Consider the following 13,290-nt stretch of genomic DNA (forward strand, 5'->3'; position numbering starts at 1 on the left):
ATTTTTATTAAAAATTAGTCTGAAAGTAGCCAGTCTATTGAAGAAATATACAAATATTTAAAAATTCACAAAAATACTATTTTAATCTGCAACAAAAAATAGTATTATAGAATCAGCACAAGTATTATGGGTAGAAAAAGAAACAGCATGATCCAGCCTAGAATACATTCAGTGTGAAAACGACAACAAGGGAGTGGGGAAAGTGGAGATCACAGATGTGAGGTTACGCAAGGTGGAAACGGAAGGCAGAATGAGAGCGATTGCATCCATTACGCTGGACGATCAGTTTGTCATCCATGATATCCGAGTCATCGAGGGGAATGACGGATTATTTGTGGCAATGCCAAGCAAGCGCACGCCGGATGGGGAATTCCGCGATGTAGCGCATCCAATTAATTCTGATGCACGCATGAAGGTTCAGGAATCAATCCTGGCGGCGTATCATCAAGCAGGCGAACAGCAAGGGGTATTGGAAGAAGCTGCGCTGTAATTCGAGAAAAAAGAAAATAGATTTATACATCGTATCCGCCAAAAGACCATCTATTCGAGTAGATGGTCTTTTGGCCGTTCTGAAATAAAGCGGCTGCCGGAAATCCAATCTCCCGAATAGAGATCATTCGAATTGTATTTCCCGCCCGTCAGCCGATTTACCTATCAATATAATTACAAAAAGATTAATAATCATAAAATAAAGCCATGTAATTGTCAAGGGGATATGCTTGAAAAAATCAGTCATTTCCGATATAGTCAATTATGAATTTATGAAACAAGGATGGAGGCTGGCAGATGACAAACACATATGCGATTGTCCTGGCTGCGGGACAGGGTACGCGAATGAAGTCGGATCTTTACAAGGTACTTCATCCAGTCTGCGGCAAACCGATGGTAGAGCACGTGATCGATCATATTCACGATCTGCACGCAGATCGGATCGTCACGATTGTCGGTCATGGAGCCGAGATGGTAGAACAAACGCTGGGCGATAAAAGCGAATATGCGCTGCAGGCAGAACAGCTGGGCACTGCACACGCGGTTCAGCAGGCTGAAGCGGTGCTTGGAGATTTGGACGGCACAACACTCGTTGTCTGCGGGGATACGCCGCTGATCAGCACGGAGACAATGAAGGCGCTCCTTGCACATCATCAGCAAACAGAAGCGAAAGCAACAATACTTACTGCCAACGCAGATGATCCGACCGGTTACGGACGAATTATCCGGGCAGAGAACGGTGACGTATTGCGAAACGTCGAACATAAAGATACAAACGATGAAGAACGTCTGGTGAAAGAAATCAATACAGGCACATACTGTTTTGATAACCGCGTATTATTTGATACTTTGAAAAAAGTGAATAACGAAAATGCGCAAGGTGAGTACTATCTGCCGGATGTATTGGGAATCCTGCAGTCGGAAGGGCAAAGAATTTCGGCTTACACGACACAGAACTTCCATGAAACACTGGGCGTCAATGACCGCGTAGCACTGGCGCAGGCAGAAAAGGAAATGCGTCTTCTCATTGCAGAGAAGCATATGCGCAACGGTGTCACCATCATCAGCCCTGAGCAGACTGTCATCAGCGCCGAAGCAGAGATTGGCCGTGATACAGTCATTCAGCCAGGCGTACTGATTGAAGGCGCAACCAAAATCGGTGCACACTGTGTCATCGGCCCGAACAGTCATATCCAAAACAGTACAGTCGGTGACTTCGCGACTATACATTCGTCTGTTGTCCGGGACAGTACAGTAGGGAACGAGACGGCGGTCGGCCCGTTTGCACATTTACGCCCTGAAACACAGCTCGGTGACAAGGTGAAAGTCGGAAACTTTGTAGAGGTTAAGAAATCTCAGCTTGGTGACAGCAGTAAAGTGTCGCACCTCAGCTATATTGGGGACACGGAAATCGGCAAAAACGTCAATATCGGCTGCGGTACAATTACAGTCAATTATGACGGGAAAAATAAGCACAAAACAGAAATACAAGACAATGCATTTGTAGGCTGTAACGCTAACTTAATCGCACCGGTCACTATAGGAAAAAATGTAATTGTGGCAGCGGGTTCCACCATTACTAAAAATGTACCCGAAAATTCACTTGCAATTGCACGCGTTCGGCAAGAGAATAAAGAAGGATACGTAAAAAACTAATCTTACCCAACCAACAGGAGGGCCATCATGGCAAATCATTATCCAAACGACAAACTGAAAATCTTTTCTTTAACTGCAAACGAACCACTTGCACAAGAAGTGGCAGATCAAGTCGGGCTTCCGCTCGGCAAACTCTCAGTCAAACGTTTTAGTGACGGGGAAATCCAAATCAATATCGATGAAAGCATCCGTGGCTGTGAAGTATTCGTTATTCAATCCACTTCTAATCCGGTCAACGATAACCTAATGGAACTTCTCATTATGCTAGATGCCTTGATGCGTGCTTCTGCGCGTACAATTAACGTGGTAATGCCTTATTACGGCTATGCCCGCCAAGACCGTAAAGCAAGTTCCCGTGAACCGATCACGGCGAAACTAGTTGCAAACTTACTTGAAAAAGCAGGTGCTGACCGTGTGATCGCTGTAGACTTGCATGCGCCGCAGATTCAAGGGTTCTTCGATATTCCTATCGATCACTTGATTGCAGAGCCGATCCTTACGGAGTACTTCCAAGGTGAAGGATTAGGAGGCGATGATTTGGTCATCGTTTCACCGGATCACGGCGGCGTAACGCGTGCACGTAAAATGGCTGACCGCATGAAAGCGCCGATTGCTATTATCGATAAGCGCCGTCCGCGTCCAAATGTAGCGGAAGTCATGAATATCGTCGGCAATGTGGAAGGTAAAACGGCGATTCTGATTGATGATATTATCGATACAGCCGGTACAATCACCATTGCTGCGAGCGCATTAATTGAAAGTGGAGCAAAAGAAGTGTATGCTTGTTGTTCACATCCTGTTTTATCCGGTCCTGCGATCGAACGCATTAATAATTCTAAAATCAAGCAACTGGTGATTACGAATTCCATTAAATTGCCGGAAGAAAAACAATCTCCAAAGATCAAACAACTGTCGATTGCACCTTTATTATCATCTGCAATTGTCCGTGTGTTTGAGAACAAGTCTGTAAGTACATTATTTGACTGATGACAGGTTACTTGATGTCGTCTGGTATTGAACGTTTCAAGAGGTAGAAAAAACTTTTTATAGGAAAGGTGACTATACAAATGAGCACAATGCAGTCGAACTTAAGAGAAACTGACAAAAGCACAGTAAAACAATTACGAAATGACGGATGGATTCCTTCCGTAGTCTATGGCTACCAAACAGAAAGCACACCGATTGCGGTAAAAGAACGCGATCTTCTTGACACACTTCGTGAAACAGGAAGAAACGGTGTAATCAAGTTGAACGTAGACGGCAAAGATGTAAATGTCGTATTGAGTGATTATCAATCAGATGTACTAACAGGATTCCTTACACATGCTGATTTCTTGGCGATCAACATGACGGAAGAGCTTGAAGTAGATGTACACCTTAACCTGGTTGGTGAAGCACCGGGTGAAAAAGAAGGCGGAACACTTCAGCAGCCTCAGTGGGAAGTTACAGTTCGCGTAAAGCCGTCTGAAATTCCAGAGCATATTGATGTGGATATTTCAGAACTTCAGATCGGAGAAACTATCCTTGTTGGCGATATTCGCGACAAAGTGAAGTTTGAAATTGTGAATGATGATGAAACAGCATTGGTAACAATTTCTGCACCACGTTCAGAAGCTGAAATGGAAGCACTTGACGAAGCAACTGAAAGTACTGAAGCAGAGCCGGAAGTTATCGGTGAAGATAAAGAAGAAAAATAAGTTACAAAATGGGCGCACGAGTTTGAACCGTGCGCTCCTTTTCTATGTATATATATTGTTTAGAAAAGGAAGAGAAGAGCATGAAACTACTGATTGGTCTCGGGAATCCCGGGAAGAACTACGAAAAAACACGGCATAATATAGGTTTCCAAGTCATTGATGAACTGGCAAGACGCTGGCAGGCTCCGCCGTTCCAGCAAAAGTTCAACGGTCAGTATACGACGATCCATACGCCTGAGGGCAAAGTGATACTGTTGAAGCCGATGACTTATATGAACTTGTCCGGAGAATGCGTTCGTCCGCTGGCAGATTACTTTGAGGTAAATGACGAAGAATTACTTGTGTTATACGATGATCTGGATTTGCCTGCCGGAAAAATCCGTCTTCGTCAAAAGGGAAGTGCAGGCGGCCATAACGGCATGAAATCGATAATTGCCCATATGGCTACCTCTGAATTCAACCGTATCCGCATCGGTGTTGACCGTCCGTCCGGCGGCATGAAAGTTTCTGATTATGTACTGTCTCCTTTTGGCAAGGATGAGCAGCCATTAATGGAAGAAGCGATACAAAAAAGTGCAGACGCCTGTGAAGAGTGGGTACACCGCAATACGCCGTTCCTTGAAGTGATGAATAAATTTAACGGATCATAAGCATAATACTTCCACTCTTTGCCTATACTTTGGAAAAAGGAAGGTGAAGAGAATATGATCCGTTATTCTTGCAATCACTGTCACACGGAAATCGGTTCAATTCCATTCGAATCAGCAAAGGAAACGCTCAGTCAATTGGGAGATGCGGAAAAAAGCACATTTCTATCCGTCGATTCAGATGGCGGACTGCATATACGATGCATTTGCGAATACTGTGAACAATCCCTGCAGACATTCCCGGATTATTACACCTTAAAAAAATGGTTACAATAAGTAACAGATGCTTTGGCGCAGACAGCCAAAGCTTTTTGTGCATAAATCTTTCTGATTCACATCATTATATTAATCGATAGATAGAGAGGAGCAGTCGAGTGGGAGTAATAGAGCAGCTTTTTCTGGAAGAGAAAGAGATTCAGGGCCTGCTGAATGATTTAGAAGCCGGACAGGACCAACAGTTGGTCACAGGCTTATCCGGCGGATCAAAAGCAATATTCTTTAAACTGATTCAGCAGTCACTGACACGTCCGGTCCTGATTGTCTCGCCAAATATGCTCCAAGCCCAGCGTACGTATGAGGACTTGAGCAAGCTGATCGACGAGGCGCACTTACACCTCTATACAGCAGAAGAACTGGTGGCGGCAGATTTTTCATTTGCGAGTTACGAACTGCGTGCCGGCCGTATTGACACGCTTGATCATATGGCGCGTACAGGCTCCGGCATTTATATCACACCGGTTGCCGGACTGCGAAAGCTGTTGCCGTCTAAGGAACGCTGGCTGACGCATTATGTGACAGCGAAGACGGACGATGAGATTGACGTGGGAATTTGGCTCGAGAAACTGGTATCCATGGGCTATATACGAAAAGACCTGGTGAGTGCACCGGGTGAATTTGCGTTGCGCGGGGGAATACTGGATATTTATCCGCTGACGATGGAAGAACCTGTGCGGATCGAGCTTTTTGATACGACGATTGATTCGATACGGACTTTTTCTGCGGAAGATCAGCGTTCGACAGGCAAGTTAGATTCCATCACACTGCTTCCGGCGACAGAATTTATTTGGACGCCTGAAGAACTATTGAAAGTTTCGCAGCAAGTGGAGCAGGCACTCGGTGATAGTCTGAACAAAATTAAGAGCGAAGATTTGCAGCAGCAACTTCTAATAACCGTCATGCAGGATACCGGCATGATGAAAGACGGTATTGTGCCGGATACAATGAAGAAATATGCGTCCTTCTCTTCGGAAGCCAGCGCCATGCTGACAGATTATTTTCCTGCCGATGGATTGATTGTCTTTGACGAACTCGGGCGTATACAGGAATCTGTCGCAACATTGGAATCAGAAGAGCAGGAATATCATCTGGCAATGCTGGAAGACGGAAAAATGTTGCACGACACGAAGCTTGCCTGGAAATACGGGCAGGTACTGGAGAATATTGATCAGAAACGATTATATCTGTCTTTATTTACGCGCGCGGTGCCAGGCTTTACAATCAAGAAATCTATTTCGGTTTCCTGTAAGCCTATGCAGCAGTTTCACAGTCAGATGCCATTATTGAAAAATGAAATCGAGCGGTGGAAGCAGTCCAAGTACAACGTCTTTCTTCTTGCTTCTTCACCTGAACGAATGCAGGCGATACAGGATATTTTACGGGAGTACGATATAGAAGCGGCAATAGACGGCAAACCGGGAAAAGAAGGTGTTTTGTCGATTATTGAAGGAGATCTGTCAGCGGGCTTTGAGCTTCCATTCCAAAAGCTGGCCGTCGTTACGGATGCGGAAATGTTTACAGGTAAACCGAAACGCAAAGCACGTCCGCCTAAGCTGACAAATGCGGAACGGATCAAAAGTTATTCCGAAATCAAACCTGGAGATTATATAGTTCACGTCCATCACGGAATCGGTAAATACTATGGCGTGGTGACGCTTGACGTTAAAGGTATTCAGAAAGATTATCTGGATATTCGGTACCGCGGTGAGGATAAGCTGTTCGTTCAAGCCGATCAGATTGATTTAATCCAAAAATATGTGGCGTCTGGGGAAAAAGAGCCGAAACTGCATAAGCTTGGCGGTACGGAATGGACGAAAACGAAACGTAAAGTAACGGCTGCCATTCAAGATATTGCCGATGACTTGATCAAACTGTATGCCAAGCGGGAAGCGGAGAAAGGTTTTGCGTTCAGCGAGGACGACGATCTGCAGCGTTCGTTTGAAAATGCCTTTCCATATGAAGAAACACAAGACCAGCTGCAGTCTATTGCGGAAATTAAGAAAGATATGGAACGTGCGCGGCCAATGGATCGGCTATTATGCGGAGACGTAGGATACGGGAAAACAGAAGTCGCAATCCGAGCGGCATTCAAGGCTGTGACAAACGGCAAGCAAGTAGCGTTCCTCGTTCCGACGACTATTCTGGCACAGCAGCACTACGAGACGATGAAAGAGCGCTTCGCGGACTATCCTGTGACAGTATCTTTGCTGAACCGGTTCCGGACGAAGAAAGAGCAGGATGAGACCATTAAAGGGCTTAAAGCGGGAACTGTCGATATTGTGGTCGGTACGCACCGTCTGCTTTCAAAAGACGTCGTCTACCAGGATCTGGGGCTGCTTGTCGTGGATGAAGAGCAGCGTTTTGGCGTCACGCATAAAGAAAAGTTGAAACAGCTGAAGACCAACGTGGATGTACTGACACTGACCGCCACGCCTATTCCGCGGACATTGCATATGTCGATGGTCGGCGTACGGGATTTGTCTGTTATTGAAACGCCTCCGGCTAACCGTTTCCCTGTCCAAACGTATGTCATGGAACATAACGGAGGCTTGGTGCGTGAAGCGATCGAGCGGGAAATGGGACGCGGCGGGCAAGTCTTTTATTTATACAACCGCGTGGAGGATATGGACCGGAAAGTGCAGGAGATCCGTGATCTGGTGCCAGAAGCGCGTATTGCTTCGGCGCATGGCCGGATGGGTGAAGCTGCGCTTGAAGCGGTGATCATGAGTTTCCTTGAAGGGGAATTTGATGTGCTCGTCACAACAACGATTATTGAAACAGGGATTGATATTCCGAACGTCAATACATTAATTGTTCATGACGCGGACCGAATGGGGTTATCGCAGCTCTATCAATTACGCGGACGAGTCGGGCGTTCCAATCGTGTGGCGTACAGCTACATGCTCTATCAGCGCGATAAAGTGCTGACAGAAGTGGCGGAGAACCGTTTGCAGGCAATTAAAGAGTTTACGGAGCTTGGATCCGGTTTTAAAATCGCCATGCGGGATCTATCGATACGCGGTGCAGGAAACTTACTCGGTTCCCAGCAGCACGGCTTCATCGATTCTGTCGGTTTCGATTTGTATTCGCAGTTACTGCAGGAAGCGATTGAAGAAAGACAGACAGGAGTCGTGAAAGAAGACAAGGCGGATGTAGAAATTTCATTGCCGATCAATGCCTACCTTCCTGAAACGTATATTCAGGATGGCTATCAGAAAATCCAGATGTATAAGCGGGTGAAAGCAATTACCGGGGACGAGGATTATTTGGAGCTGGTTGACGAAATGATCGACCGCTTCGGAGATATGCCGTTTGAAGCCGACTTGCTGCTTCGTGTCGGACGAATGAAAGCCTGGGGACGAAAAGCAGGCGTAGTTTCCATTAAGAATGTGCAAGGCGTGGCGGAAATTCGCTTGTCAGAAGAAGGAACAGCGCGTGCTGATGGCGCAAAGCTTATGGAGCGATCATTGAAATACGGTCACGCTGTTGGACTGACGATCGATAACGGGCAAATAATAATTACAGTAAATGAAAAGAAATCCAATCAGTACACAGAGTTCGATATGGTGGAGGATATGGTGCACACGATGCAGGAGACTGCAAAGGAAGTAGAATCTTCGGATGCCTTGTAACACCTCGATTGCATAAAATGACCAATGATGATGCATACTACTCTCAGAAATACATTTCATTTCGAGAAAGTGAGGCATTATATATGAAGGCAACGGGTATTGTCCGAAGAATTGATGATCTGGGAAGAGTGGTTATACCAAAGGAAATCAGAAGGACACTTCGAATTCGCGAAGGCGATCCTTTGGAAATATTCACTGACCGTGAAGGAGAAGTCATTTTAAAGAAGTATTCGCCTATTTCAGAGCTTGGCGAATTTGCCGTGGAATATGCGGAATCACTTTACGAAACCATCGGGACGCCGGCTTTGATCAGCGACCGGGATGAGATGCTGGCGGTGGCGGGCCTTTCAAAGAAAGACTATATGAACCGTCAGCTTTCACCTGTCTGTGAAGAGATTCTGAACGGCAGATCAACTGTCATTGAGAAGCACGAAAAGTCCGTGGAATGGGTACCCGGTCAGGTTGAACAGGTCAAATCCTATTGTGTTGCCCCGATTGTTACAAATGGTGATGCAATTGGTGCGGTATACTTGCTGTCAAAAGTTCACTTCGTAGGAGATGTAGAACAAAAGGCAGCAGAAACCGCAGCGAGTTTTCTGGCCAAACAGATGGAAAACTAAGCGGATTTAATGAATGTATAAAACTTTTATTAAAAAACTCACAGCGGAAGAAGCCGCTGTGAGTTTTTTTGCCGAAAAGCCGGCTTTTTGCGGCGCCGGGTAAAATATTAATTCAAACAGGCGGTGCGAATGTTTTGGTTTGATACAATAAATGGTAAATACGGTCACCGTTACGGGTAAAACATTCCCGGTTTTCCCCAAGTAGGGGTTAAATAATATTTAGTTATTTCTTTTGATAAAAGGTGAAGAATTTCACATACTACGGAAATAAATTGCTTCATGTGCTCCTTTTTTTATACGTGAACCTTTTCACAAAAACGCTTAGTGAAGGGCTTCACAAGGCCTAAAACTAAAGTGAAAGTTTTCACATACTACGAAAAGAGGCAAATGTCAAAACTTTTTTTAAAAAATTTAAAGACGCTGCAAATCCTTTGACAAAGGTAATGTAACCGCTTACGAATTTTTAATTTTTGGAGTTAATAGAAAATTTGCCCTTGTGTTTACTTTATGTTTACGCTTATAATCACTACCAACACGAAAGAACAATTAAAAACGGATAGGGAGAGCGATATTATGAACAAGAAATACAAATCTTCTTTACACATGCATCAAATTCACAACGGAAAAATGGAAGTCGTTTCAAAAGTGCCATTGGAAAATAAAGAGGATTTGAGTTTGGCGTACTCGCCGGGTGTTGCTGAACCTTGTGTAGAAATCGCTCATGATCCGTCTCTTGCATATGAATATACAATCAAAGGAAATCTGGTGGCAGTCGTGACGGATGGAACGGCGGTTCTCGGCCTTGGAGACATCGGCCCTGAAGCTGCACTGCCGGTCATGGAAGGTAAAGCGCTGCTGCTGAAACAGTTTGCCGGGATCGATGCGTTTCCAATCTGTCTTGATACAAAGAAGGTTGATGAAATTGTAAATATTGTAAAAATGATGAGCCCGACATTCGGTGCGGTAAATCTGGAAGACATCTCTGCGCCGCGTTGTTTTGAAATTGAGCAAAGGCTGCGGGAAGAATGCAATATCCCGATTTTCCATGATGACCAGCACGGCACGGCAATCGTAGTAGGTGCCGGATTACTGAATGCATTGAAAGTGGTCGGCAAAGAACGCAGTGAAGTGAAGATCGTATTGAACGGTGCCGGAGCGGCAGGCGTGGCAATTACAAAGCTGTTGCTTAACATGGGCTTCGAGAACATTATTATGTGTGATTCAAAAGGAATTATTTTTGAAGGCCGTGACTATTCGATGAACGACATCAAGCATGAAATGTCCCGTGTTACGAATCTTGAAAAGATCGAAGGTTCATTGGAAGATGCGATGAAAGGTGCAGACGTCTTCGTGGGTGTATCTGTCGCAAACTTGCTGACGAAAGAATTGATTGCCCTGATGAACACAGACCCGATCGTATTCGGACTGGCGAACCCAAATCCTGAATTGAAGCCTGAGTTAGCTGAAGAATACGGCGTGCGTATTATTGCGACGGGCCGCTCAGACTATCCTAACCAGGTCAATAACGTCTTGGCATTCCCGGGCATCTTCCGCGGTGCACTTGACGTCAGGGCAACGGAAATTAACGAAGAGATGAAGCTTGCAGCAACCTATGCTATTGCCGATTTGATCAAGGATGAAGACTTGCGTGATGATTATATCATTCCTAATCCATTCGATGATCGTATTCCGACAATTGTTGCACATGCAGTAGGGAAAGCGGCAATGCGCACAGGTGTATCCGTTGCAAAAGAACTGATTCTGCCAAACCGATAAATGAAATGCAGGCCCGTCTTACCCGGCTTATGGGGAGACGGGTTTTGCTTTTATGCAGGGATCCTGTAAAACGGATGGCACACGGCTTTCCGCCGCAGCACAAAACGGCAGCACGTTTTATTTCCTTAACTTTTCAAAAAATGAACCAGCCTTTTCCTGCACAATGGAAAGACTGGTTTTTCTGTATGCCCCGCGCACACACGCATGCAACCTCCCGCACGTATAGTAAGGTAAAACCAATAGGCTTGGGGGGAACGGAATGACTTGGCTACTGATCGCGGGTTTTGCAATTTCATCCAGCATCGACAACTTTGGAGTCGGACTTTCTTACGGGGTACAGCGGGTTCGGATTCCGCCCGCATCGAATGCGCTTATAGCGGCAATTTGTTTTATCTTCAGTTTGATCGGCATCGTGTCGGGGGCATGGTTGGCTGAACTGTTACCGGGAATGCTTCCTGATCTCATAGCATTTGCAGTACTCAGTATGATCGGGATACGAATTATGGTCATTGCTTTTCGGCAGCAGAAAAGGCATCAGTCTAATGTATTCAGCGAGCCTGAAAGAATGGACTTTGACGGATCTTCGCATATTAGCCTTGGAGAAGCGCTGCTGCTCGGCATCGCACTCTCCGCGAATGCACTGACGAACGGTGTAGGAGCTGGACTGCTGGCATTGTCGCCCATTGCGATCGCGCTGTCAGCGGCAATCGGCAGTTATATCACATTATCGGCGGGCGTAAGATTAGGTGCCAGATTGGCGGGTGTCCAAATCGGCAGAATGTCTGTCGGACAGTTTGGAACATTCATGAGCGGCGTGATTATTTTATTGATTGCATTCACACGCCTGTTTTGATGCAGTGAGATGGTATACTAGAAACCATCATCGAATGAAAGAGGCGCATGTATGGCGTTGACTAAGTGGAATATGAAGTCGTTTATGAAAGGTGCGTCGATTCTTACGATGGCGGCCGTCATTGTCAAAGTGTTGAGCGCAGTGTACCGGGTGCCTTTTCAAAACCTGGTTGGAGATAAAGGGTTTTATATTTATCAGCAAGTATATCCGTTCATTGGAATATTTATCGTCTGGACATCGTCAGGATTTGCGGTCGCCGTGTCGAAAATGCTGGCGGAAAGCAGAAGCCCGGGGGAGTCACGTGGAATTTTACGTGTGTCGCTTGCTTATCTTCTCTTATTATCCGCAGGTGTTTTTCTGTTATTGCGGTCTGGATCTTCGGTCTTTGCGGAATGGATGGGTGACACTGCATTGGCGCCTGTTCTGCAGGCCGGGGCATATATTGTGCTTGTGCTGCCGTTTCTTGCCGTTCTGAAGGGTGTCTTCCAATCAGAAGGACAAATGATACCTGTTGCGATATCCAATGTGTCGGAACAGTTACTCCGCGTCGTGATTGTACTTGCGGGCACGTGGATTGCTGTGCGCACGGGAACGTCGCTTTATAAAATAGGGGAAATTACAATGTGGGCCGCAGTGGCCGGCGAAGCGGCAGGCGTCTTGATTCTCACATGGTTCTTCCTGCAGCGTGAACGCATGGCAGCAGCAGCCGTGAAACCGTGGAAAGTGGTCAGGGAGCTGACCAAAATCAGTATAAGTGTCAGTGCAAGCTCTTTAATATTACTGGTCTTTCAATTAGTGGACTCATTTACAATTTACAATGCGCTAGTTCAGGCCGGTACAGTAAGTGAAGCGGCTATGGAAATGAAAGGTGTCTATGACCGCGGACAGCCGCTGGCGCAAATGGGCATTTTGCTGGCATCGACTTTAGCGCTCGCATTAGTGCCGCTAATTGCACACCATGCTTCAAAAACAGACGGTCGCAGTGCATTGCCATTCATCAGTCTGACATTCCGCACGTCTATTTTATTCGGCTGGGCCGCCACAATCGGACTGATTCTTGTGCTGCCTTATGTGAATGAAATGCTGTTTCAGACTCGGACAGGTTCCGTTGCTCTGATCATCTTCTGTATACAGATTTTCTGGCTGTCGATTATCCTGCCTTTGACAGCGATCTTGCAGGGGAGCGGAAACGTGCGGGGGCCGCTTATACTTATGCTGCTCGGTATACTCATTAAACTGGCAGCCACACCGCCGATGGTCCGGCACTTCGGCATTGAAGGTGCTGCTGCGTCAGGTGCCGTTGCGTTTGCTGTTGTTGCCGTGTTGTTAATCATCTATTTCAAGCGTTACTGGAAGCTTCCGCTGGCGCCATTCCATTTTTATGCAGTGCTGGCCGGTGCAGGCGCAGCGATGGCGGGGGTGCTGATTCCGTGGATGCTGTCAGTGGATTATTGGCTGTCAGACGCACTGTCATCACGCGCAAGCGCTGCGCTGACTGCACTTTCAGCTGTCGCAATCGGAGCAATCATATTCCTTTTCGTCGTCTTGAAATCACGTATAATGAAAGAAAAAGAGTGGTATTTGCTGCCTTTCGGTAAAAGACTGGCGACTGCTCAACTATGGCTAACTAAAAATAGAAGGTGA

Annotated in this window: 11 protein-coding genes; all 11 read left to right on the forward strand. The window is 46.1% G+C overall.

Going from position 1 to position 13,290, the window contains the following annotated elements; all coding sequences use genetic code 11:
* Nucleotides 1-202: 202 nt before the first annotated feature.
* The 11 genes from spoVG to SporoP37_RS10020 all read left to right on the forward strand — a co-directional run bounded on the left by spoVG (nt 203) and on the right by SporoP37_RS10020 (nt 13,290).
* Entirely contained in the window at nt 203-490 is a 288-nt protein-coding gene (gene spoVG, locus SporoP37_RS09965; RefSeq protein ID WP_081243514.1) for a septation regulator SpoVG, read from the forward strand.
* A gap of 296 nt (nt 491-786) precedes the next feature.
* Nucleotides 787-2,145 (forward strand): bifunctional UDP-N-acetylglucosamine diphosphorylase/glucosamine-1-phosphate N-acetyltransferase GlmU, encoded by a 1,359-nt coding sequence (gene glmU / locus SporoP37_RS09970; RefSeq protein ID WP_081243515.1) that lies wholly within the window; start codon nt 787-789, stop codon nt 2,143-2,145.
* A gap of 27 nt (nt 2,146-2,172) precedes the next feature.
* Nucleotides 2,173-3,132, forward strand: a complete 960-nt coding sequence (locus SporoP37_RS09975; RefSeq protein WP_081243516.1) for a ribose-phosphate diphosphokinase — start codon at nt 2,173-2,175, stop codon at nt 3,130-3,132.
* 80 nt (nt 3,133-3,212) lie between these two features.
* Nucleotides 3,213-3,842, forward strand: a complete 630-nt coding sequence (locus SporoP37_RS09980) for a 50S ribosomal protein L25/general stress protein Ctc (RefSeq protein WP_081243517.1) — start codon at nt 3,213-3,215, stop codon at nt 3,840-3,842.
* 80 nt (nt 3,843-3,922) lie between these two features.
* The gene (gene pth, locus SporoP37_RS09985; protein ID WP_081243518.1) at nt 3,923-4,492 is read left to right on the forward strand and encodes an aminoacyl-tRNA hydrolase; all 570 of its coding nucleotides are present in this window, start codon (nt 3,923-3,925) and stop codon (nt 4,490-4,492) included.
* Between the two features lie 54 nt (nt 4,493-4,546).
* Nucleotides 4,547-4,765: an anti-sigma-F factor Fin gene (locus SporoP37_RS09990; RefSeq protein WP_081243519.1), complete on the forward strand. Its 219-nt coding sequence runs from the start codon at nt 4,547-4,549 to the stop codon at nt 4,763-4,765.
* Nucleotides 4,766-4,863: 98 nt separating this feature from the next.
* Nucleotides 4,864-8,397, forward strand: a complete 3,534-nt coding sequence (gene mfd / locus SporoP37_RS09995) for a transcription-repair coupling factor (protein WP_085430848.1) — start codon at nt 4,864-4,866, stop codon at nt 8,395-8,397.
* Between the two features lie 83 nt (nt 8,398-8,480).
* Nucleotides 8,481-9,017 carry a stage V sporulation protein T gene (gene spoVT / locus SporoP37_RS10000; RefSeq protein WP_085431758.1) on the forward strand — a complete coding sequence of 179 codons (537 nt, stop codon included), beginning with the start codon at nt 8,481-8,483 and terminating at the stop codon, nt 9,015-9,017.
* Between the two features lie 573 nt (nt 9,018-9,590).
* A complete protein-coding gene (locus tag SporoP37_RS10005; protein ID WP_085430849.1) occupies nt 9,591-10,793 on the forward strand; it encodes an NAD(P)-dependent malic enzyme in 1,203 nt (400 codons plus the stop codon).
* A 259-nt stretch (nt 10,794-11,052) separates the two neighbouring features.
* A complete protein-coding gene (ytaF, locus tag SporoP37_RS10015; RefSeq protein ID WP_081243522.1) occupies nt 11,053-11,646 on the forward strand; it encodes a sporulation membrane protein YtaF in 594 nt (197 codons plus the stop codon).
* A 51-nt stretch (nt 11,647-11,697) separates the two neighbouring features.
* On the forward strand, nt 11,698-13,290 hold the full coding sequence (locus SporoP37_RS10020) for a putative polysaccharide biosynthesis protein (protein WP_085430851.1): 1,593 nt from the start codon (nt 11,698-11,700) through the stop codon (nt 13,288-13,290).

This window comes from Sporosarcina sp. P37 (assembly GCF_002109365.1).
Classification (GTDB): domain Bacteria; phylum Bacillota; class Bacilli; order Bacillales_A; family Planococcaceae; genus Sporosarcina.